Annotated in this window: 14 protein-coding genes; 5 read left to right on the top strand and 9 right to left on the bottom strand. The window is 39.3% G+C overall.

Going from position 1 to position 20,204, the window contains the following annotated elements; all coding sequences use genetic code 11:
- Positions 1-92 precede the first annotated feature (92 nt).
- The 7 genes from ATS74_RS18035 to ATS74_RS18005 form a co-directional block, all read right to left on the bottom strand.
- The gene (locus tag ATS74_RS18035) at positions 93-1,628 is read right to left on the bottom strand and encodes a glycogen synthase (protein WP_058550247.1); all 1,536 of its coding nucleotides are present in this window, start codon (positions 1,626-1,628) and stop codon (positions 93-95) included.
- Between the two features lie 81 nt (positions 1,629-1,709).
- Positions 1,710-3,011 carry a glucose-1-phosphate adenylyltransferase gene (gene glgC, locus ATS74_RS18030; RefSeq protein ID WP_058550246.1) on the bottom strand — a complete coding sequence of 434 codons (1,302 nt, stop codon included), beginning with the start codon at positions 3,009-3,011 and terminating at the stop codon, positions 1,710-1,712.
- A gap of 14 nt (positions 3,012-3,025) precedes the next feature.
- Complete coding sequence (locus ATS74_RS18025) at positions 3,026-5,563, bottom strand: glycogen/starch/alpha-glucan phosphorylase (RefSeq protein WP_058550245.1); 2,538 nt, start codon at positions 5,561-5,563, stop codon at positions 3,026-3,028.
- Positions 5,556-7,619 (bottom strand): glycogen debranching protein GlgX, encoded by a 2,064-nt coding sequence (gene glgX / locus ATS74_RS18020; RefSeq protein ID WP_058550244.1) that lies wholly within the window; start codon positions 7,617-7,619, stop codon positions 5,556-5,558. The genes ATS74_RS18025 and glgX overlap by 8 nt, the downstream gene beginning before the upstream one ends.
- Complete coding sequence (gene glgB, locus ATS74_RS18015; RefSeq protein ID WP_058550243.1) at positions 7,612-9,816, bottom strand: 1,4-alpha-glucan branching protein GlgB; 2,205 nt, start codon at positions 9,814-9,816, stop codon at positions 7,612-7,614. Before glgB ends, glgX begins: the two co-directional genes overlap by 8 nt.
- Positions 9,817-11,811: a 4-alpha-glucanotransferase gene (malQ, locus tag ATS74_RS18010; RefSeq protein ID WP_058550242.1), complete on the bottom strand. Its 1,995-nt coding sequence runs from the start codon at positions 11,809-11,811 to the stop codon at positions 9,817-9,819.
- 9 nt (positions 11,812-11,820) lie between these two features.
- Positions 11,821-12,123: an isoamylase early set domain-containing protein gene (locus ATS74_RS18005; protein ID WP_058550241.1), complete on the bottom strand. Its 303-nt coding sequence runs from the start codon at positions 12,121-12,123 to the stop codon at positions 11,821-11,823.
- Positions 12,124-12,501: 378 nt separating this feature from the next.
- Between ATS74_RS18005 and ATS74_RS18000 the strand changes: the two genes are divergently transcribed.
- On the top strand, positions 12,502-13,434 hold the full coding sequence (locus tag ATS74_RS18000) for a hypothetical protein (protein ID WP_058550240.1): 933 nt from the start codon (positions 12,502-12,504) through the stop codon (positions 13,432-13,434).
- Positions 13,435-13,441: 7 nt separating this feature from the next.
- On the opposite strand, the gene ATS74_RS17995 is transcribed toward ATS74_RS18000, so the two are convergent.
- Together ATS74_RS17995 and ATS74_RS17990 are read right to left on the bottom strand one after the other, a co-directional pair.
- Positions 13,442-14,611: a cache domain-containing protein gene (locus ATS74_RS17995; RefSeq protein ID WP_058550239.1), complete on the bottom strand. Its 1,170-nt coding sequence runs from the start codon at positions 14,609-14,611 to the stop codon at positions 13,442-13,444.
- A 341-nt stretch (positions 14,612-14,952) separates the two neighbouring features.
- Positions 14,953-15,381, bottom strand: a complete 429-nt coding sequence (locus ATS74_RS17990; protein WP_058550238.1) for an Lrp/AsnC family transcriptional regulator — start codon at positions 15,379-15,381, stop codon at positions 14,953-14,955.
- Between the two features lie 182 nt (positions 15,382-15,563).
- Between ATS74_RS17990 and ATS74_RS17985 the strand changes: the two genes are divergently transcribed.
- The 4 genes from ATS74_RS17985 to ATS74_RS17970 are packed head-to-tail and all read left to right on the top strand — an operon-like array spanning position 15,564 to position 20,149.
- A complete protein-coding gene (locus tag ATS74_RS17985; RefSeq protein ID WP_058550237.1) occupies positions 15,564-16,769 on the top strand; it encodes an aspartate aminotransferase family protein in 1,206 nt (401 codons plus the stop codon).
- A gap of 45 nt (positions 16,770-16,814) precedes the next feature.
- Positions 16,815-17,849 (top strand): arginine N-succinyltransferase, encoded by a 1,035-nt coding sequence (gene astA / locus ATS74_RS17980; protein WP_058550236.1) that lies wholly within the window; start codon positions 16,815-16,817, stop codon positions 17,847-17,849.
- A 7-nt stretch (positions 17,850-17,856) separates the two neighbouring features.
- On the top strand, positions 17,857-19,323 hold the full coding sequence (astD, locus tag ATS74_RS17975) for a succinylglutamate-semialdehyde dehydrogenase (RefSeq protein WP_058550235.1): 1,467 nt from the start codon (positions 17,857-17,859) through the stop codon (positions 19,321-19,323).
- Positions 19,324-19,345: 22 nt separating this feature from the next.
- Positions 19,346-20,149 carry a DUF1338 domain-containing protein gene (locus tag ATS74_RS17970; protein WP_058550234.1) on the top strand — a complete coding sequence of 268 codons (804 nt, stop codon included), beginning with the start codon at positions 19,346-19,348 and terminating at the stop codon, positions 20,147-20,149.
- The last annotated feature ends 55 nt before the right edge of the window (positions 20,150-20,204 follow it).

The raw sequence follows: 20,204 nt of genomic DNA, 5'->3' as shown, positions 1-20,204 counted from the left end.
ATTACCTACTTTTATTAAATTTACCAATACCAAGTAATTAATAACGTAAATAAGCTGCTATGTCACGGAGCTAAAGTATATTTACATTAACTTTATTGATATAAGTATGAAATATAATCAGTTGCCACTTGAGTCCACGAAAAACGCGCACCTTTAGCATTAGCTTTAATTTTTTGCCATTGCTTAGGCTGTTCTTTGTGTAACATTAGTGTTTCATCTAAACACTTTAGCAGTGAATCGGCTTGCTTACTAAGCGTACCAGCATTAAAACTAAAACCGTTGTCATTATGCTTTACGGTATCTTTTAGTCCGCCAACACTGTGAACCAAACAAGGCTGCCCTGCTCGCATTGCCAGCATTTGGCTAATACCACAAGGTTCAAATGAGCTAGGCATTAAAAATAAATCACCTAATTGATACATTAAATCACCAACGCCTTGTCCGTAACCTTTCAAAAATAAAAGATTTGCATTGCGCGCCATTGCTTTAGTAAACGCCTCTTCTAGTGCTTCATCTCCTGAACCTAATATAATAACCCGGCCATTAAATTCATCCACTATTTTGCACACTTCATCGATAACTAATGAGCTTTCAATAGACTGGCACAACAGCAACACTTTTTGCTCAGTAAGTCTGCCAACACTTGTAACTAATGGCCCTTTAACAGGTGATGCCATAAACTGCTGTAGTCGTTGATGAGCAATATAGTAGCCACTTTCAAGCTGTGGCGTTTTTGCCATCCAGTTAAATAAGGTGTCTTGTGCTTGGCTATATAAATCATCCATTGATACTTTTTTATCTGTGCTATTGGGGTATTCACAGCCATTTAAAATACCAACGAGTTTTCCTTTGTCTGCGGCATTTTTTAGGTCTTGCTCTAACCCTTCACCACCAAAAAAACCAAGTTCATAATTACTCGGTTTTAATACTTCTTGACTATACGTTGGCGACACTAGGTGAACCTTATTTGCCAAGTTAATTGCACTGCGCATAGGGTTAAAGCAATGTGGATAGCGGGGATCACACAGTTGCTGCCCATCGTAACTAAGTGAAGGAAACCACGCCTCTAGGCTTGAGTCGTCATACTTAAAAGGTCTTATTCCTTGCAGTGCAATATTATGAACTGTGTAGGCAATGTTTAAGTTACTTAATGTTTGATAACGTGGTTCGAATTTAAGTAAAACAGCAACACATGCACTGTGCCAATCATGTAAATGAAGTGCTGTTGGGCGTTTTAATACACCTTGCAATAACGCTTCACACACAGCTGCATTAAACAAAGCGAACTTGGTTGCATCAGTTGCAAAAGGTCTCCCTGGGGCATCGTTACAATACACACTGCCCGAATTACTAAATAATGGATGGCTAATAACAATTTGCGTTACATTACTTTGACTCTGCTCTACTTTAAAAAGTGTTAATACATGTGGATGAGCATTAAAAGCAACGGTTACATCACCAATGTGAGTTCGATTTAGATCGTGTATACCATAATCGGGGATCACCACATCAACTGTTATGCCTTGCTCTGCAAGCGCTTTTGGTGCGTCACGAACCACATCCGCAACGCCACCTACTTTTGCGCCTGGTAACGCGTCGTTTTCTGCTGCAACCATTAATACATGCATTAATTCACTACTTCCTATAAACCTATATTAGCTTGCTCAAATATGAGCAAGCTTGTGTTGTCGTGCTTATTTAGCTAATTGTTACGCTAGCTTTTTATTCTCTTGGGATTGACGCTCTAACTTTTTTGCAAGCTCAGTGAGCATATCACGGGTGACAAGTACTATGCCCTTTTTAGACACTCTAAAGCCATTTTCTTGATCTGCTTTGCGATCAATACCAATTTCAAGCCCTGCCGGTATTTCACAGCTTCTATCAATTATCGCGCGTTTAATTTTACAGCCACGATTTATTACTGCACCGGGTAAAATAACTGACTCCTCAATGGTACAAAAAGAGCGAACATGCACATTAGAAAACAACAATGATTTTCTGACCACTGAGCCTGAAATTATACAGCCACCCGAAACGGTTGAGTCCAGTGCCATTCCGCGTCTATCATCGTCATCAAAAATGAATTTGGCTGGCGGTAACTGCTCTTGATATGTCCATATTGGCCATGTTGGATCGTATAAATCAAGTTGTGGCTCTGGCATTACTAGCTCCATATTGGCTTCCCAAAATGAATCAAGCGTACCTACATCGCGCCAATAAGGCTGACCTTCTTGAAGTGGATCTCTAAATGGAAAAGCAAACACATTATGCTCTTCAATAATGGCTGGGATTATATCGTGCCCAAAATCGCGTCCTGAGCCTTCATTTTCAGCATCTTTCTTTAGCTGTTCAAATAAAAATTCAGTATTAAATACGTAATTCCCCATTGAGGCTAAACACGTCCCTGGTTTACCTGGTACTGAACTTGGCATAGCTGGCTTTTCGTCAAAACGACATACTCTGCTTTGCTCATCCACGGTCATAACACCAAAGGTATCTGCAGCTTCTTCAACTGGCACTTCTAAGCAGCAAACAGTCATATCTGCGCCCTTTTGAACATGCTCAGCAAGTAGCGCACCATAATCCATACGATAAACATGATCGCCTGATAAAATCATCACGTACTTAGGGAGCTCGTGACGAATAATATCTATGTTTTGAAATACGGCATCTGCGGTACCACAATACCAATCATCACCTTGGCGCTGAGATGCAGGCAAAATCTCTACAGATTCTCCAAGCTCCTTCTTAAAGTGTCCCCATGCTCGGTTAACGTGTCGTATTAATGAGTGCGACTTATATTGTGTGGCAATACCGACACGCCTCACACCAGAGTTAATACAGTTTGATAGCGGAAAATCAATAATTCGATGCTTTCCGCCAAAATAAACTGCAGGCTTTGCACGCCAATCTGTTAGCTCATGCAGGCGAGAACCGCGTCCGCCTGCCAGTATTAACGCGTAAGTTTCTCTGGTTAGGCTACTTATGTAGCGATTTGCATAATTAGGCATAATACTCTCTCCATTTAGTCTAGGCTGTTAGTGGCATGGCTTGTAGTTGTCGTTAAGTCTGTTTCACTAATATTGAGGGGTTCTAAATGCCAAATATCTTCACTGTATTGGCTTATGGTTCTATCACTTGAAAACATACCACTGGCTGCCGTATTTAAAATACTCATTTGTGTCCAGTAGGTTTGATCTGCATAGGCTTTATCAACCTCTTTTTGCGCCGCTACATAGCTTTCAAAATCATGTGCAGTGAGCCATGGATCGTGTGGGCTCTTTATTGAATTTGTAATGTCTTCAAATAAGCATGGTTCAAATAAATTGAAATGCCCGCTTTGAAGAAGTTGCATTACATTATTTAAATCACTATTTTGCGCAATTATATGTTCGGGGTTGTAACGCGATTTAATATCGTCAATTTCGTGCGCTTGTGCACCAAACAAAAAGAAGTTATCAGCGCCAACAGCATCTCTAATTTCAATGTTTGCACCATCTAATGTGCCAATAGTCAGTGCACCATTCATCATAAACTTCATATTACCAGTGCCAGAAGCTTCTTTACCTGCTGTAGATACTTGCTCTGATAAATCTGTTGCTGGGCATATAGTTTCCATTGCCGTTACATTGTAGTTTGGTAAAAATGCGACTCGTAAATAGGGCGCTGCTAAAGGGTCTTTATTAATAACCTCAGCGACATTATTAATCAGCTTGATTATTTTTTTAGCCATGTAATAACCCGGTGCAGCTTTACCGCCTAATAATACACAGCGAGGTACTATACCCTGAGTGTCGCCACGGCGAATACGGTCGTACAAATGAATAACATGTAATATATTTAAAAGCTGACGTTTGTACTCGTGAATACGTTTTACCTGTACGTCAAACATCATTGACACATCAAATTCAACATCACATCGCGCTTTAACTAAATCAACTAAACGTTGCTTGTTTTCGCGCTTAGCGTTTTGCCATTGACCATGAAATTTTTTGTCATCATAAAATCGGCGTAAATTACTAATTTTAGAAAACTCTTTAACCCAATCTTTACCAATTTTTTCGCTAATTAATTCGCTTAAGCTCACATTACAATGCGCAAGCCAACGCCTTGGGGTAACACCATTGGTTTTATTATTAAATTTGTTTGGCCAAAGTTCGTAAAACTCTTTAAATAAACCTGCTTTTAATAATTCTGTGTGCAGTGCCGCAACACCATTTACAGAGTAACTACCCACAATAGCTAAATAAGCCATGCGAATTTGCGGCTCGTTACCCTCTTCTATAAGCGACAGCGCACGTTGTTTTTCAACGTCTCCAGGCCATTGCTGGGCAACTTGCGCTAAAAAGCGTGCGTTTATTTCAAATACTATTTCTAATATGCGCGGTAAAAGTTTTGCAAACAACGATACAGACCATTTTTCCAGCGCTTCTGGAAGTAACGTATGATTTGTGTAGGCCATTGTTTTAGTCGTAATTTGCCACGCATCATCCCAATCAAGCTCGTAGTCATCAATTAAAATACGCATCAGCTCTGCCACTGCAATGCTTGGGTGGGTATCGTTTAATTGAAATACATGATAATCAGCAAAGTCTGTAAAGTTTTCGCCATGTTGGCTTACCCACTGATCAACAATGTCTTGAATACTTGCAGATGACAAAAAGTATTGTTGGCGTAACCTAAGTTCTTTACCATTTTCGCTGCTATCGTTTGGATACAGCACCATCGTAATTTGCTCTGCTAAGTTTTTTTGCGCAACCGCTTCTGAGTAACTGCCAGCATTAAACTCGGTTAAGTTAAATTCATCAGTTGCCTCTGATTTCCATAAGCGAAGTGTATTTACAATATTGTTTTTATAACCAGGTACAGGTACATCATAAGGTACAGCTAATACATCCTGTGAGCTTATCCATTGACGATGCTCACGTGCGTATTTATCTGTGTAGCTTTGTACATACCCGCCAAATTTTACGCGTTTAGCATGCTCAGGCGCACTAAGCTCCCAAGGATGACCTTCCCTAAGCCAATTATCAGGCTGCTCTATTTGGTTGCCATCTTTAATTGATTGATTAAACATACCGTATTCGTAACGCAGGCCATAACCTACAACCGGTAGCGCTAAACTCGCGCAACTATCTAAAAAACAAGCCGCTAAACGCCCTAGGCCACCATTACCAAGCCCAGCATCGTGCTCGGCATCTTCAATCGTTTCTATTGAAGTGCAATACTCCTGCAGTGCAGCGCTTACTTGCTCATCTAAATCTAAGTTTAATACGGCGTTGCCTAGAGCTCGCCCCATTAAAAATTCAAGCGATAAATAAGCCGTTTTACGGCGCTTATCTTGCTTAATTTGTTGGTTTGTTTCTCTACAACGCGCAACAAGTCTGTCACGAATAGTAAGTGCTAATGCATGATACAAATAATGCTGCGACTCGCCGACTTTATCTCGTCCGAGGGTATAATAAAAATGCCGTGTTAAGTCATCTTTAAGGGTACTTTCATCAATAATAGGGCCTTCTTGCCAACCCTTTACTACACACACTTGTTCACCTTGTTTAGCCATGACCTACGTCCTCTAAATTGGCACTAAAAACCCAACTACTTTGTGCTGAAATTTCAACCATCGCATCTTCATTACTTCTCGCAGATGCATTATTGACACTCGATAAAACCATTTGCCACTGCGCTTTAATTGGCGAAGGTGGCAATTGGCAAAAAATTGTTTTTTTACTGGCATTAAATACAATCAGCAATGCATGTTTATTTTGCTTATCAAGTAAGCTGTACATTAAAAATTGTCTGGTCTGTTCATGCCAATGTGCATCAGTCATGGTTTTACCTTGCTCGGTAAACCATTTAACTGTAAAGCGCTCGTCTATATCGTCTAAAAATACACTGTGTTTAAACGCACTGTGTGCACGTCTAATTTTAAGGGCGTCGTCTATAAATCGTGTTAAAGAATGATTCAGCTGTGAGTCTTTCCATGCAAGCCAACTCGTGCGATTGTTTTGACAATAAGCATTGTTATTCCCCCCTTGAGAATGTGCCATTTCGCTGCCAGCAGCAATCATTGGCACTCCTTTTGACAGTATTAAAGTAAGTAAAAAGTTTTTTTGCTGTTGTAATCTTAGTGATGTTATTTTTACGTCACTGGTAAAACCTTCTACGCCACAGTTAAATGAGTGATTTGCACTGTGACCATCTCTGTTTTGCTCGCCATTTGCTTCATTATGTTTATGCTCATAACTCACTAAATCAGCAAGGGTAAAACCATCATGGCTGGTTATAAAGTTTATGCTATTGAGTGGGCCTCGCTGGCTATGCTCAAAAATGTCAAACGAGCCATGTAATCGTTTAGCTACGTTTGCAATTATGCCGGTTTCACTTTGCCAAAAGCGCCTAATAACATCACGATATTGATCGTTCCATTCTCGCCAAGGTGGCGGAAATGCGCCTAATTGATAGCCGCCTGGGCCAATATCCCATGGTTCACTAATAAGCTTTACTTTGTTTAATACGGGGTCTTGTGCAATGGCTTGTAAAAAAGTATGCCCAGAGCTAAACCCCGATTTAGAACGTGCCAAAATAGTCGCTAAATCAAACCTAAAACCATCAACCCCCATCACTTCAACCCAATACCTTAAGCTGTCGAGTACTAGTTGTAATGTTTTTGGGTGATCAATATTTATGGTGTTACCACAGCCGGTATCGTTTATATATACGTTAGGTTGATCGTGTGCAGTACGATAATAAGCTAAGTTATCGAGCCCTCGCAGCGACAATATTGGGCCATCGTTACCAGCTTCTGCTGTGTGGTTGTAAACAACGTCGAGTATCACTTCTATGTCGGCGTCGTGAAACTGCTTAACCATTTGCTTAAATTCGTTTATATCGTCATTTACTAAATAGTCTTTATGGGGAGTAAAAAAGTTTAGTGTGTTGTAACCCCAATAGTTTTGCAGCCCTTTGGCAGTTAAAAATTGTTCACTAATAAACGCATGAACAGGTAATAACTCTACTGCGGTTACGCCTAAATTATGTAAATGCTCAATAAAACTTGGGTGACTCAACCCTAAAAACTTACCTTGTAAAGATTTAGGTATTTTAGGATGACGACAAGTAGTTCCTTTAACGTGGCATTCGTAAATCACAGTATTAGACCAGCGATGCTTTGGCTTCTTATGCTCGTAATGAACCTGAGCAGCCACTTTAGATTTTGGAATATCAATAGAATTATTAACACAGCTTTTTGTGCCAATTGGCATTTGCCCATAATGGCGCTCACTCCATGTAAACTCACCAAAAATGTCTTTCGCGTATGGGTCAATTAGTAACTTGTTTTCATTAAACAGCAAACCATCTGATGGATTATATTCTCCTTCAACCCTAAAACCGTAAAGTGCCCCTGCGCTAAGTGGTGATATATGAATACTCCACACGCCACCTTCGTTGATGTTCATTGCCATTTTTAAAATTTCTGAATGACCACTTTTATCAAACAAACAGACATAAGCTTGGCTTGCATTAGGTGCATATAACGAAAAGTTTACACCGTTATCACTAACACTCGAACCCAGTGGCTCTACATTGCCATGGGCAGCATCGAATAGATTACTCATCATCAACCTTTTGTAAGTAAATAGTGGTTAGGCCACCAATGGCAATAGAAATACTTTGCTTGAAACCATGATTGTCTTCATCGATTGTGTTTACAATTTGCAATGGGTTATCTGTTACTTTAATTCCTGAACCAAAAAACTGTGTTTCATCTGTATTTAAGATAACTTTATATTGCCCTTTATTTGGTACACCAATGACGTAATTTTCATACGAAGCGGGTGTAAAATTAGCAATAACAACGACAAAGTCTTTGGCAGTTTTTGCATAACGTACAAAGCTCAAAATACTTTGTTGGTTGTTGTTATTATCAATCCAAGTAAAACCAGCAGCGCTAGAATCAAGCTCGTACAAAGCAGGTTGATTTTTATAAACCGTATTAAGTGCTTTAACCGTTAGCTTTACTCCGTTATGGCTTTGATGCTCAAGTAAATGCCAATCGATAGAATGGTCATGCCCCCACTCTTTACGCTGAGCTATTTCACCGCCCATAAACAATAGTTTTTTACCCGGATGCGCCCACATAAATGCGTAATAAGCGCGTAAATTTGCAAATTTTTGCCAATCATCACCTGGCATTTTTTCAATTAAAGAGCGTTTGCCATGAACTACTTCATCATGGCTAAGCGGTAATATGTAGTTTTCGCTAAAAGCGTAGACCATAGAAAAGGTCATTTCGTGGTGATGATGCTGACGGTACAAAGGGTCATGCTGCATATAATGAAGGCTGTCGTTCATCCACCCCATATTCCATTTATAGCCAAACCCAAGCCCGTTATGTTCAACACTTTGAGTTACACCTGGCCAAGCCGTTGACTCTTCAGCCACCATCATAATGCCAGGGTTATTTTTGTAGCTGCGCATGTTCACTTGTTTTAAGCACTCTATTGCACCTAAGTTTTCACGTCCGCCATAACAATTAGCGACCCATTCACCTTCTTTTCGGCTGTAATCTAAATAAAGCATGGAAGCTACAGCGTCTACTCTCAGCCCATCCAAACCAAATTGATGTAGCCAATACATCGCGTTAGAAATTAAAAAGCTTTTTACCTCTGGGCGGTCGTAGTTGTATATGTAGGTATTCCAATCAGGGTGAAAACCTTGGCGCATATCAGCATGCTCATATAAATGAGTGCCATCAAATCGATGTAACCCATGCGGATCACTAGGAAAATGACCCGGCACCCAATCAAGTAATATACCTATATTGGCTTTATGACATTGCTCTACAAAATATTTAAAGCTATTGTAGTCGCCAAAGCGGCTAGTTGGTGCAAATAAGCCCACGGGTTGATAGCCCCACGAGCCATCAAATGGGTATTCACTTATTGGCATAAGTTGTAGGTGGGTAAACTCCATTTCTTGCGCATAGCTAACTAGTTTGTCGGCAAGCTCTGTGTAACTTAAATAACGATTATTCTCTTCTCGCTGCCATGAGCCTAAATGTACTTCGTATATGCTTATTGGCGCATCTATATGATTTCGCTTTTGCCTATTGGTTAATGCACTTTCACTTAACGTTATTGGCTCAGGTTTATATTGCAAAACACTTGCTGTACCCGGTGCTTGTTGCATTTTAAAAGCAAAAGGGTCCGCTTTTTCAAGCACTTCTCCACTTTGTGCAGTAATAGCAAACTTGTAACACATATCAGCCTCAAGCTTAGGAATAAATAATTCCCACACACCACTTGCTGGATGAAAGCGCATAAAATGACGATTAGCTTGCCAAAAATTAAACTCACCAATTACAGATACACTTGCTGCATTAGGTGCCCAAACACAAAAACGTACACCTTCTACGTTTTGCAAAGAGCTAAAATGGGCGCCAAAATGAGAGTAAGCATGTTCTAGGCTACCTTCATTAAATAAATACATGGCGTCTGTATCAAGTGCGCTCTCAAAGCTATATTCGTCATAAAAGGTAGAGAGGGTATTTGAATATTGAGCACTGCATTGGTAGGGCTTTGTGGGTAGCTCTTTTACCTTAGCTATAAATAAATCAGTGTCTTTATATCGTTTAGCTTCAACACTATTTTCATTTAACGTAATGCTTGCACTGATTGCTGAGGGTAAATAAAGACGAATTTCTATATCTGAATTTGTTTTATGTGCCCCTAAAAAACTAAAAGGGTCTTTGAATCGCCCTGCATTTAATGCATTTACCTGCTCATCATATTCTGTATTATTTGTACTGCTCATTTAACCTTTCCTTATTGAGTCTATAGCAGCTAATAGCGGAGCATTTTTAGTAAAAATATCTTTACTTGAGTGCGTTAATACACGACGCCAATTAGGATACTCTTTATCTGTACCGGGGATGTTAACGGGGTACTTTTGCTCATCTAAATCATCTATTTGTAGCGCGAATAGGCCTGATTGAGAACCTGCTAAACAAAGCGCTAGCTGAGCATAAACATCTGTTGCATTACTATTTAATACTAGTTGAGGTTTATTGCTGTGGCTGTTTATAAAACGTAAAAGCTTATGCTGCTCTTGAATTCTTTGTTGTTTTTGTTGCTCGTATTCACTTTTATTAATCAATTCATATTGTTGCTTAATATTTAAATCATCGTGACACCACCAGCCCGAGAAAGGCGGCACGTCATGATTAGCTATCATTAACAAGCAATGAGGCGCTAAGTCATCTACTGATAAAAACTCACCATCGTGTTGTTTTTCAAAATAAAATAAACTATTTGAAAAAATACCACTGGTAGATAACGCGTGTTTTATTTCAGGTGGAACTATGCCTAAATCTTCACCAATGACAATGCTTTGATTGATATGCGATTCAATTTTTAAAATAGCGAGTAAATGCTCAAACGGATAGTAAACATAGCAACCATCTTGGTGCCCGTTAGTGTCAAAGCACCACCATAAACGCCTAATTGCCATAACATGATCTATTCGTAAACCGCCTACACTTTGCATATTGGCGCGTATTAAAGAGCGGTAATATTGATAATTGTTATGTTGTAAGCTCTGTGGATTTAATGCAGGTAACCCCCAGTTTTGTCCGGCTTCTGCCCATGGATCTGGCGGTGCACCAACATTTGCTCCCTCAGAGAATAATGCTTGCTGATTATAAAATTCAGCTCCATCACCAGCACAACCAACGGCGAGGTCGTTGATTAAGCCAATCGCCATTCCTTGGTCTTTACAGCTTTGTTGGCAAAGCGCTAACTGCACAGTAGCTTGCCATTGTAAGTAATAATCAAATGCTGGCTCTGTTGAATTTAGCGTAGAAAGCGTACTTAAATTTTCATTACAAAATTTATCAAACGCTTCACGCCTTTCATTACTGGCTGTTAATTCAAAATGATTATAAAGCGCTTTAAACAAAGCATATTTGACCTGGCTAACCTTATGGTAATTAATAAACTGATCGGTTGCGTTTAATAAATCAATTACATCATCACTATCCATAAGTACATTTAATTGCGTATTATTTTGTGCATCTGCACTAAGTGCGACAGAAATATAAAGAGGATTAAGCAACGCACGGCTATTAGGGCTATATGGACTTGCTCGCTCTGGTATATTGGCAAAGAGTAAATGCAGAGGATTAAGTAATATATAATCCATATTTTTCGTTCCACAAAGAGCAGTTAGCTCAAGTAAATCGTTAAAGTCACCTACACCTAATTGTGCTTTATTTTTTAATGTATAAAGCTGAATTGAAAGCCCCGTACGCTTTACGTCTTCAACCTGAAAAACCTGATCAGGAACACTCCAAATTTGAGTACGAGCAAGCTGTTCACCTACTTTAACAGCCGCATCATGATAGCCAATCGGCATTTCATTAATTGGCACAGCAAGCTCGATATAACGAACACCATGTAAATAGTATTCACCTGTGACTGCTAAGTTATACAGATTATTGAGTGTAATATTTATATTCAAAGAAGGTACAGTTATGTTGACTGGTAAATTCTGCTGGCGCTCATCTATTTTAATTTTTAAGAGCTGGCTTTGTTGCTCAACCAAACTAACGTTTGCGACTAGACCTAACCAATTAGAGGCATCTAAATCATAATTTAGTTGAGCTATTTGCGCTTCATTATTTGTATCTACGCCACAACATTGTAAGGCACGTTTGCGCGTGTCTTCGCTAAAAAATACCTGTTCACCTGTATACTTAGTGAATTCATAGCCTATGCCATGCAGGTAAAACAACTGCGAAATTGCGTCCATTTACCCGCCTTAATTAATGCGTTGAGTATTTACTATGCTGTTTTCAGTACCAAAATTATTTGCGATATAGCCGTCGGCTTGATGATCGTTATCCCAAATGTCTCCATTTACTAAATAACGAAAGTGAAATTGCTGGTCTACAGGTAAGCGTTGTTTAAATTTAAAAACGCCTTGTTTTTTATTAAGCTTCATTGGCACAGGTTGCCAATCAGTAAATTCACCTAATAAACAAACTTGCTCTGCTTCAGGGTGAGAAAATTCAAAAGTTACTTCAGCTTCATCTTTTGTTTTAAAAAAACGCTTATTCAACATAACAGGCTCCAACTAAACAATTAAGGGTATTTAATCTTTGCCACAGGGCCGATTTAACATCAAAGGGCGATGTGGAATCCATTCAAAATCATTAAACGTGTTGTTAGTTAAGCAAAACTTTATTTACGCTTTATTACAGTGCAAATGTTATTTTTACCGCACCAACAAAGTGCATTAATCATTAATATATTACGTTTAAAATGATACTTTTATACAGAGCAATATTTAAACCAACTCAACAAAACTGGTACATACCCAATATACACATATTTAGGGCACTTAAATCCAAATAAAATTAAAAGTATTAAATTCTTTTTTTATATACTTTCATCATGGATAATACACAGCATCCTAATACTCTGAAATATAATTAATTTCATGTTGAAAAAAAGCATTTTAATAACTACCGCCATTATTTTTTTAGTTGTAGCTGCATTTATTGGTACTTCAATATACACCTTATATAGTAAAAAAGAGATTTCTGTTGACCCCAAACTAAAAGAAATCTCAGGCATAGAATTTGATAAGCATCAACGCTTGTGGGCCATTAATGACAGTGGCGATGAGCCTAAGCTTTATAGACTAAATAAAGACGGCTCTATTGCTAAAGAAATTTTAGTGACGAATGCTAAAAATATTGATTGGGAAGACATGACCCAAAATAAATTTGGGCACTTTTTTTTAGGTGACTTTGGTAATAATAAAAACGAACGCAAATGGCTAACTATTTATAAAATAGAAAATCCAATCGATATTAAAGGTAATACAACCGAAGCTGAAATAATAAAATTTACCTATCCTGAGCTTGACGGTACCCCAGTAACACCAGAGCAACGTAACTACGACCTAGAAGCATTTGTTGCACTTGGGCGTCATTTATACTTATTCACGAAAAACCGCACCGAACCATTTGATGGAATAACAAATGTTTATAAAGTTGGCGATCATGCTGCTAATTTTGACGCTCAGCTTATCGATTCTTTTAAAACGTGTACCACTATGGAAAAGCTGTGCTGGATAACATCTGCGGCTTTAAGCCCCGATCGTAAAAAGCTAGTACTTTTAGATTCAACAAGTATTTGGTTATTTGAAAACTTCAAAGGTGATAAGTTTTTCTCAGGGGACGTTTCGCGTATTGACCTAGGCATCGTAACTCAAAAAGAAGCAATCACCTTTTATGACGACAACACCATTGTGTTTACTGATGAGGAATTTAAAGGCATAGGTGGCAATGCTTACTTTATAAAATTAGATGAAGTAACTAAAAATGTTATACGTAAAGTATCTAACCTTCAAAGCGCTGATAAGTAATACTTAATCAGCGTCTTAAGCTAGCGTTTAAACGCAGCGCCTTTTCTACATCAATACCAATTATTAATACCCCGATGTGATTATAGTGCTCATTAAATACAGGTATACTTAGCTGTACTTGAAAGTGATGGGTAGATGCATCATATTCAACATTATCAAAATAATAGTCATCTATAAGCGTGAATACTTTATTGAACTTATCTTCATCACCTTGCCAGTAATCAGAGGTTAATTTACTTATAGCTACATTTTTACCTTGGTTATCCGTAAGAATTACCTCGGTCACACTTCCATTAAATTGAGATTGCCATTCATTTAGCTTTTTAGATAACGCTTTATCGAGCATTAATTTACCTAACTTGGCTTGCTCATTTTTCACCTCTGTTTGCCATTGCTTATCAGCTTTAATCAGCTCATCTTCGCTCAATGGCAAACTGTTACTAATGAGAGTTTGCTCTGTTAAATTTGCCTGCGCTGCTAACGCTTTAGCTTGATTATATATAAAGCCTAAAACGTGATCTTTTTCGCTTTTTGATAAAGAAAAGGGAGTTTGAGAGCACGTTGCAAGATTATCGTCAAATTGACTCATAAAATTAGGAAAGCGTTTAATTAAAGAATTAGAAGCAAACAAGCCTAGCGGTACATACCGAAAAAACTCTTTGCTGTAAGCTGATTGATCTATTTCTAAACGTGAAGTTACATGCTCAAAATCATCTAAATCAAGTAATATTCTGTCTACTCTTTGATGGTGTAAAATTTTGATTATTTCCTCTATAGAGTTAACTTCAACTTGCACCTGAATATTTTGAGATTTAAGCCAATTAGCTTGGTAGCTTCCTCTTACAGCACCATAATGTATTTTTTCTTCAGGTTTATTAACGCTGTCTGGATGAGTAAACCAATACCACTTCTCTAAAAAAACAGGTGATGTTATTTTTCCATATGCTTTCATTTCTGGCGTTAAATGAGTAGTAAAGTATCCATCTAAACGGTGAAGTTTCACTTCTCGTCGAGCACGAAGCCAAGGTAAAGTATGCAGCTTAAAAGGTGTACCCATTTCATATAGAATACATTGCACTTGATTTACAGCGTTGTCGGGTGACGTGGTCGGTAAATTTGAGCCAAACTTTAATGGCTCAGACAATCCAAGTAACATAAAAAAAAAGTATGCAGGCATAATCCATTGCTAATAATTGCAAAAATTAAAACAAGTATAGTTAAGCATACAGATAATGCATAATTTAAAAATAAAATATAGCTATAGAATCAAAGGCTAACAATTTTATTTTGGAATTAATTATAATTACAACAATTGCTAGGTCGTGTTGACCTTTGGTGGGTGATTTTGCAGCAGTATATTTGTTTTTTAAGCAAGCCAGAGCCTATGTAGTGTGTTTACACCCCATAAATAGGCGATAACGCGGGAGCAGTTACCGAGCCCACTAGGTTACAAACGTCGCTCCGCGATTTAATCTTCCTTGGATTGAACAAGTTTCAATCCGCAAAGATCAACACGCCCTATCGTTTAAATTTAGTTTCCAAAATTACTGACGAGGTTGTGCGCTCTACGCCATCTAAATTACCAATATCATCAAGCAGGTGGCTTAATTTTTCTAAGTTTTGCGCTTGTACAACAGCAATTAAGTCAAACTCACCGCTTATTGCATAAAGCTGAGAAATAGCATCGATTTGTTTAAGCTCTAAATTGGTTTTGGTTGTGAGTTTTTGCATCACCTTTATAGATACATGAGCCGAAACCATACTACTTAAATAGTCTTCACCGTAATCTACGCTATACCCTTTTATAACACCGGTTTCTTCAAGCTTTAACATACGGCTTTGCACAGTAGAACGCGATAGATTAAGCATACGCGCTAGGTCAGAGATACTTGCACGCGCATTGGTTTTTAAAATTGAAAGTAGCTTTTCATCTTGTGGAGTTATCATATTGCTTATTAATTTCGTTATTTTGACTTTTATTGTAATCATTTTTCACAAAATAGCACTGCAAATTTAACCTGCAACCTTCGATAATAACCACCAATAACAAAAATTATCTAGCTGAGAAAACGCTAACGTTTTTATTTTGCTAATCTTTATTCAATATTCACAATTTTTAGGTGTACATAATGCAAGTAACAAGAGACTTATTTAACGATGTAATGGTGCCAAACTACAACCCGTCGGCTGTTATTCCGGTACGCGGCGAAGGCTCACGTGTATGGGATCAAAATAATAACGAGTTTATTGATTTTGCTGGTGGTATTGCCGTTAATTGTTTAGGCCACTGCCACCCTGCGCTTGTATCTGCTTTAAAAGAGCAAGGCGAGAAAATTTGGCACTTATCAAATGTAATGACTAACGAACCTGCCCTGCGTTTAGCACAAAAAATGGTTGAAGCAACATTTGCTGATAAAGTTTACTTTGCAAACTCAGGCGCAGAAGCTAACGAAGCAGCACTCAAGCTAGCGCGTCGTTTTGCTTTAGATGTACACGGCGAAGAAAAATCGCAAATTATTGCCTTTAATAAAGGTTTTCACGGCCGCACATTTTTTACAGTAACCGTGGGTGGCCAAGCTGCTTACTCTGATGGGTTTGGTCCTAAGCCTGGCGACATTATGCATTGTAATTACAACGACATTGCAGCATTTGAAGCACTCATCAGTGATAAAACATGTGCCGTAATGATGGAGCCACTACAAGGTGAAGGCGGTATTATTTCACCAACAGATGAATTTGCTAAAAAAGTACGCGAGTTATGTACTAAACACAATGCACTGCTAATTTTTGATGAAGTACAAACAGGCGTTGGCCGCACTGGCGATTTATACGCTTACGAAGGTTTAGGTGTAGTGCCCGATATTTTAACTACAGCTAAAGCTTTAGGCGGTGGTTTTCCTATTGGCGCTATGATCACCCGCACAGCTATTGCAGAGCATTTAAAAGTAGGTACGCATGGCTCTACTTACGGTGGTAACCCACTTGCCTGTGCAGTAGCAGAAGCAGCCTTTGATACAGTAAATACGCCTGATGTATTAAATGGCGTAAAAGAGCGCGAGCAGTTATTCCGCGATGGCTTAAACGCTATTAACGAAAAGTACAACGTATTTAGTGAAGTGCGTGGTAAAGGTTTACTTATTGGCGCTGTATTAAACGAAAAATTTGAAGGCCGCGCACGCGACTTTTTAGTTGCCAGTGCTAACAATGGCTTAATGAACTTAGTGGCGGGCATGAACGTGATTCGTTTTACCCCTTCTTTAGTAATTCCATTTGAAGACATTAAAGAAGGCCTAGCACGCTTTGAAAAAGCAGTAAGCGACGTAGTAAACGGCTAATTTAAGAAGGCGCGCCCTAGGGCGCGCTGTTGGAGCAAGTAATAAATGCAAGTATTACGTCCTATTACCACTGCAGATTTTGCTGCACTTAAGCAAATTGCAATCGAGTCAGGCCATGGCTTTACCTCACTGCCTGTAGATGATGAGCAATTAAAAGAAAAAATAGACCGCGCCGAAAAAAGCTTTGCTAAAAATATCAATCAGCCACTCGATGAAAGCTACTTATTTGTTTTAGAAGACAGTGAAACAGGTGAGGTTATTGGAACAACCGCCATAGAAGCCGCTGTTGGCTTATCGGTGCCGCTTTATCATTACCATTTAGGTAAAACAGTACACCACTCGCCTACACTTAATGTTTATAATACCGTTGATATTTTAAGCATGTGTAACGATTACACCGGATGCTCTGAAATATGTACTTTGTTTTTGCGCGAAAACAGCCGTAAAGGTTTAACCGGGCGCTTTTTATCACGCTCACGCTTTTTATTTATGGCCCAGCACAGCGAACGCTTTGCCGATACCGTCATTGCTGAAATGCGTGGTGTAAGTGACGAAGAAGGCCATTCACCGTTTTGGCAGTGGTTGCAAGAGCACTTTTTTAGTATTGAGTTCCCCAAGGCCGATCATCTAGTGGGACTTGGCGATAAAGTGTTTATTAGTGAGTTAATGCCTAAATACCCTATTTACGTCAACTTACTAAGTAAAAAAGCCCAAGCAGTTATTGGCCATGTGCATGACAAAACAAAACCGGCGCTCAAACTGCTTGAAAAAGAAGGTTTTGAGCATCGTGGCTATGTTGATTTGTTTGATGCGGGCCCAACGGTAGAAGCAAAACTTGGTAATATTCGCAGTATTCGTGAGTCTCAAGTATGCCCTATTACAATTGGCGAGCTGGAACATATTAGCCAGCACAGCTCAGATACACTTGCCGTTTGCAACCAAGGTGTAAGTGGGTTTAGAGCAACCTTTACCCAGCACGCCCATTATAACCACGCTAAGCACACATTAGTAATAAGCCAAGAAGTGGCTGATGCCCTTAATCTATCCCAAGGAGATGCAGCGCGTTTTTTCCGCCTGTAAAACAAATATGAACACACACCTTATAAATAACCAATGGCATTCAGGCCAGGGCCCCGCTTTTAGCTCTGTTAATCCGAGTAACGGCGAAGTTGTATGGCGAGGTAATGGCGCAAATGCCGAGCAAGTAGATGCTGCAATTAATGCAGCTAGAGCCGCACAAGTACAATGGGCAGATACGCCAATTGAGTCGCGTATTACCATACTTGAAAACTTTGTAGCGCAATTAAAAGAGCACAGCGAAGAATTTGCAGCCATTATAGCGCGTGAAACTGGCAAGCCTCTTTGGGAAACACGCACAGAAGTAGGCGCTATGACAGGTAAAGTGGCCATTTCTATCAAAGCCTATAATGAGCGTACCGGCACCACAGAAAACCCAATGCCAGGTGCTAAAGCCTTTATACGCCATAAACCACACGGCGTTGTAGCTATATTTGGTCCTTACAACTTCCCAGGGCACTTACCAAACGGCCATATAGTACCTGCCATTTTAGCGGGTAACACCGTGGTATTTAAACCATCTGAGCTTACACCTCACGTTGCTGAATTTACTTTAGCACTTTGGTTAAAAGCAGGCTTACCAGCGGGTGTCATTAACCTAGTGCAAGGGGAAGTAGAAACAGGTAAAGCACTTGCTTCACATAAAGACATAGACGGCTTATTTTTTACCGGCAGCTCAAACACTGGCCATTTACTACATAAGCAGTTTGCCGGCCACCCAGGTAAAATATTAGCGCTTGAAATGGGCGGGAATAACCCATTAATCGTTAAAGATGTAGCCGATGTAAGCGCTGCGGTGCACGATATTATTCAATCTGGCTTTATTACTTCTGGCCAGCGCTGTACATGTGCCCGCCGCGTGTTTATTGAGAATTCAACCAATGGCGATGCCATTTTAGAAAAACTAATTAGCGCGACTAAAAATATTGTTGTTCACGACAGTTTTGCAACTGACCAGCCATTTATGGGTGCAATGATTAGCGAAAGAGCAGCCCTTGGTATGGTTACTGCGCAAAAAGAATTAGTTGAAAGCGGCGGCGAAATACTCGTTGAGCTTAAGCAGCTAAAAGCAGGAACCGGCTTTGTAAGCCCAGGTATTATTGATGTTACACATATCGCTAACATGGCCGATGAAGAACACTTTGGCCCGCTTATAAAAGTTTACCGCTACAACAACTTTGACAGCGCAATAGCAGAGGCTAATAACACCAGCTTTGGTTTATCAGCAGGCTTACTTGGCGATAACGAAGATGATTACAGCCACTTTTTAAAGCGCATTCGTGCTGGCATTGTCAATTGGAACCGCCCTATTACGGGTGCCTCTAGTGCTGCGCCGTTTGGTGGTATTGGTGCAAGTGGTAATCACCGTGCTAGCGCATATTATGCGGCAGATTACTGCGCTTACCCTGTTGCGTCGGTTGAATCAGAAAAAGTGAATTTACCGCAAACTTTAGCACCTGGCTTAGTAATAGAATAATACCCATTTTTAAGGATTTAACATGCATACCAACGTAAATACATTATTTGAAAACCTATGGGATAACTATTTAGCAGTTACGCCATCGGCAGATAAAATTCATGACCTTTTAGGTTCAACCCAAAAAGACGACATAATTAACGATCATATTGCGTTACGTACGTTCAATATAGAAAAAGTAGGCCTTGAAAAACTAGCAGCACACTTTTTAGCGTTAGGTTACACAGAGTGCGGCGAATACCACTTTGAAGCTAAAAAGCTATACGCTAAACACTACGAACACAGCGATCCTAATCAACCTAAAGTATTTATTTCTGAGTTATTAGTAGAAAAGTGCTCGCCAGAGTTACAAGCTATTGTTACCGATATGGTAAATCAAATTGATGAAAGTGCTGTAACGGCTGATAACTTTTTATATTCAGGTACACATTGGCAAGTAAGCGGTGAAACCTACAAGCAGTTATTAGCAGAAAGCGAATATGCCGCGTGGATGTCAGCATGGGGCTATCGTGCCAATCATTTTACTGTAAATATTAATATGCTTGCCAAGTTTGATAACATTCATGATGTTAACCAGGCGCTTAAAGATGCAGGCTTTGCGCTTAATACATCAGGCGGCGAAGTAAAAGGCTCACCTGAGGTGTTACTAGAGCAATCATCAACACTTGCTGATGATTACGCCGTTATGTTCAGTGATGGCGAGTTACGCATTCCTAGTTGTTTTTATGAGTTTGCAATTAGATACCCTAAAGCCGATGGCGAGCTTTACACAGGCTTTGTCGCAGCGTCTGCTGATAAAATATTTGAAAGTACCAACGTACGCTAATACTCGCAGTGGTTGAGTTTTCGACGTAAAAAAAGCCCTCTTGGGCTTTTTTTAT

The organism is Pseudoalteromonas sp. H103, from assembly GCF_001469205.1.
GTDB lineage: Bacteria > Pseudomonadota > Gammaproteobacteria > Enterobacterales > Alteromonadaceae > Pseudoalteromonas > Pseudoalteromonas carrageenovora.
This window is presented reverse-complemented; position numbering and strand designations above follow the sequence as displayed.

Coding starts and splice junctions, on each gene's coding strand:
- ATS74_RS18035 (WP_058550247.1), bottom strand. CDS start 1,628: ATGCATGTATTAATGGTTGCAGCAGAAAACGACGCGTTACCAGGCGCA.
- glgC (WP_058550246.1), bottom strand. CDS start 3,011: ATGCCTAATTATGCAAATCGCTACATAAGTAGCCTAACCAGAGAAACT.
- ATS74_RS18025 (WP_058550245.1), bottom strand. CDS start 5,563: ATGGCTAAACAAGGTGAACAAGTGTGTGTAGTAAAGGGTTGGCAAGAA.
- glgX (WP_058550244.1), bottom strand. CDS start 7,619: ATGAGTAATCTATTCGATGCTGCCCATGGCAATGTAGAGCCACTGGGT.
- glgB (WP_058550243.1), bottom strand. CDS start 9,816: ATGAGCAGTACAAATAATACAGAATATGATGAGCAGGTAAATGCATTA.
- malQ (WP_058550242.1), bottom strand. CDS start 11,811: ATGGACGCAATTTCGCAGTTGTTTTACCTGCATGGCATAGGCTATGAA.
- ATS74_RS18005 (WP_058550241.1), bottom strand. CDS start 12,123: ATGTTGAATAAGCGTTTTTTTAAAACAAAAGATGAAGCTGAAGTAACT.
- ATS74_RS18000 (WP_058550240.1), top strand. CDS start 12,502: ATGTTGAAAAAAAGCATTTTAATAACTACCGCCATTATTTTTTTAGTT.
- ATS74_RS17995 (WP_058550239.1), bottom strand. CDS start 14,611: ATGCCTGCATACTTTTTTTTTATGTTACTTGGATTGTCTGAGCCATTA.
- ATS74_RS17990 (WP_058550238.1), bottom strand. CDS start 15,381: ATGATAACTCCACAAGATGAAAAGCTACTTTCAATTTTAAAAACCAAT.
- ATS74_RS17985 (WP_058550237.1), top strand. CDS start 15,564: ATGCAAGTAACAAGAGACTTATTTAACGATGTAATGGTGCCAAACTAC.
- astA (WP_058550236.1), top strand. CDS start 16,815: ATGCAAGTATTACGTCCTATTACCACTGCAGATTTTGCTGCACTTAAG.
- astD (WP_058550235.1), top strand. CDS start 17,857: ATGAACACACACCTTATAAATAACCAATGGCATTCAGGCCAGGGCCCC.
- ATS74_RS17970 (WP_058550234.1), top strand. CDS start 19,346: ATGCATACCAACGTAAATACATTATTTGAAAACCTATGGGATAACTAT.